General features: G+C 51.4%; 2 protein-coding genes and 1 pseudogene. 1 reads left to right on the top strand and 2 read right to left on the bottom strand.

Going from position 1 to position 2,221, the window contains the following annotated elements; genetic code table 11:
• The first annotated feature begins 17 nt into the window (after positions 1–17).
• A complete protein-coding gene (locus ACTHUM_RS11850; protein ID WP_070461664.1) occupies positions 18–461 on the top strand; it encodes an RpiB/LacA/LacB family sugar-phosphate isomerase in 444 nt (147 codons plus the stop codon).
• 32 nt (positions 462–493) lie between these two features.
• Here the strand turns inward: ACTHUM_RS11850 and ACTHUM_RS11845 are convergent, their stop codons facing one another.
• Positions 494–1,972 (bottom strand): RNA ligase, encoded by a 1,479-nt coding sequence (locus ACTHUM_RS11845; protein ID WP_107791808.1) that lies wholly within the window; start codon positions 1,970–1,972, stop codon positions 494–496.
• 86 nt (positions 1,973–2,058) lie between these two features.
• Positions 2,059–2,221, bottom strand: a pseudogene (locus ACTHUM_RS11840) (RNA-binding protein); the annotation flags it as partial.

The raw sequence follows: 2,221 nt of genomic DNA, 5'->3' as shown, positions 1-2,221 counted from the left end.
TGCTTCAAGGAGTTTTTATGCGTTTGGTTATTGCCGCGCCGGCCAACGGCGCAATATTGAAAGACGCGCTCAAAGCGCATCTGCAAAACGACCCGCGCGTCAGCAGCTTGGTCGATTTATCCTCGCCAGAAGAAACCTATCCGCAACTCTCGTTTGCCGCGGCCGAAGAAGTCGCGGCAGGACGTGCCGACCGTGCGCTGTTGATTTGCGGCACCGGCGTGGGCACGGCAATCGCCGCCAATAAGGTGCGCGGCATACGGGCAGCAACGGCGCATGATTTGCTTACTGTCCGCGGCTCGGTGGAAAACTATAACGCGCAAGTTTTATGTATGGGGCAAAACGTGATTGCCGCTCCGGCCGCTTGGGCATTGGTCGATATCTGGTTGGACTTGCGTCACGACACAAACAGCGGCTATGCACCTAAAGTCGGCGAAATTGAAGCATACGAGCGCGGAAAATAAATACATGTTGCTCCATATATTTTCAGACGGCCTTACAGTTGCCGCAAGAATGCTTGGATAAACGCAATCTTATCCAATTCCGGTATGGCGTTGAACGCTTCGCGATGCTCGCGGATGTGGTCGATTAAGGGGTAAAACTCTTCATCGACGTGGCGTTTGTCGAGCTTGCGGCCGATGTTGCCTTCATTGCTTCGTCCCAGAAACTTGGAAATCAGGTAATACGGCGATTTGAGTTTGAACAGCATTTCGCCGTTTTGTGCATCAAATACCATAAAGCCTTCGTGTTCCACGTTTTTCAGACGGCCTTTCAGCTCCCCGAACGTGATGTTTTTTAACGTTTCGGGGCGGCGGACACCGTATTGTTTGCCGATTTCGTCCAATTCGGCTTCGCTAAACTGACGGCCCGTCGCCACATCGATGCAGCCGATTAAGGTCTCGCCCAATTCTTCGCGGATGATGTGTACGTCTTTCGCGTCTGTGATTTCAAACAAAAAAGTGTGGTTCGGATAAGCGCGGAACAGGGTTTCGTATTGCGCGCAGTGTGCGGCGGTCATGTCCACAAACGCGCTGTCGAGCGAACCGGTGGTCGAATACAGCACTTTGCCGTCAAACGCCGCGCCGTGGGACGGGTGGCCGTCTGAAAGCGAGACGAAAGTGCAGCAGCCGAGGAAACCGTTCACTTTTACCACCGCATCCACCAATCGCTCGTCGCCGACGCGGATCGGGTAACGGCTGCCTTTGGCGATACGTTCCGAATAATTGAACACTTTTTTAAACGGGCGCACGATGATGCGGTTGTGCGCGTCGATAATCAAGCCGCGCATTTCCAGCAGCGCATCGTCGAAGCGGTTGTCGTAGAACACGCTGCGGGCGTATTTCAACACGCGCAATTCGGGGTAACGCTTGGATGCTTTGGCGGTAAAGTTGCGGCTGCCGTGTTGCAGATAATTTTCAGTGACGAAGGTTTGCTGCGCTTCGTCAAACGACAAGGTTTGTTGCTCGAAAGCCTGCATCTGCTTGATTTTTTCCAGTTGTTCCGCGCTGGCGGGCTGTACGGCTTCAACGTGGATTTCGTTTGCCACACGGTTTTGGTTCAGCTTGATATACGCCGCCAACACGTCATGCTCTTTCACGCCGTGCAGGTTGGGATAGAAATTGTGCATACGGTAGATTTCTGTATCAAAAGCGCTTTTTTTCGCCAAATCCAACAAATGGCGGCAACGCGAAGCCTTTTGGTTGGTGTTGGAATGGATGATTAGAATATTGCGGTTCGGATTTTGGCGTCCGATTTTTAAGGTTTCGGTCATCAAGGCATTACCGCGTTTCTGCGCCTTATCCACTGCCTCGCCCGACCAACGGTACACGCCATTTTCGTCGGTCATGAATAAGTCGTTTTCAATATGGACGATTTCGGCATCACGGTACTTCGCTTTAAATTCGGCGGCTTTTTGTTCGGCGAAAGTCGATTTTCCCGAACCTTGGTGTCCACGGATTAAGATGAATTTTTGCATTTTGTTTCCTTATTCTTTTTCTCAGCTTGCCCTGAATAAATAGGCCGTCTGAAATATATTCCTACTTTTTTCAGACGACCTTAGCTTCAGTTCACAGCTGCCAACGGCGTTTTCTCAATCTCTTCTACCCAGAAATCTGTACCCATACCTCGTTCGGCAAAGGAACCAATCAGGGAGAATACCTGGTCGGAGAAGCCGCCGATGTTCAAGATATCCTGACGGTTTCGTGCTTGAGCCGTAGTGTAAGGC

The sequence above is a fragment of the Neisseria sp. P0021.S006 genome, assembly GCF_051956895.1.
This window is presented reverse-complemented; position numbering and strand designations above follow the sequence as displayed.

Coding starts and splice junctions, on each gene's coding strand:
- ACTHUM_RS11845 (WP_107791808.1), bottom strand. CDS start 1,972: ATGCAAAAATTCATCTTAATCCGTGGACACCAAGGTTCGGGAAAATCG.
- ACTHUM_RS11850 (WP_070461664.1), top strand. CDS start 18: ATGCGTTTGGTTATTGCCGCGCCGGCCAACGGCGCAATATTGAAAGAC.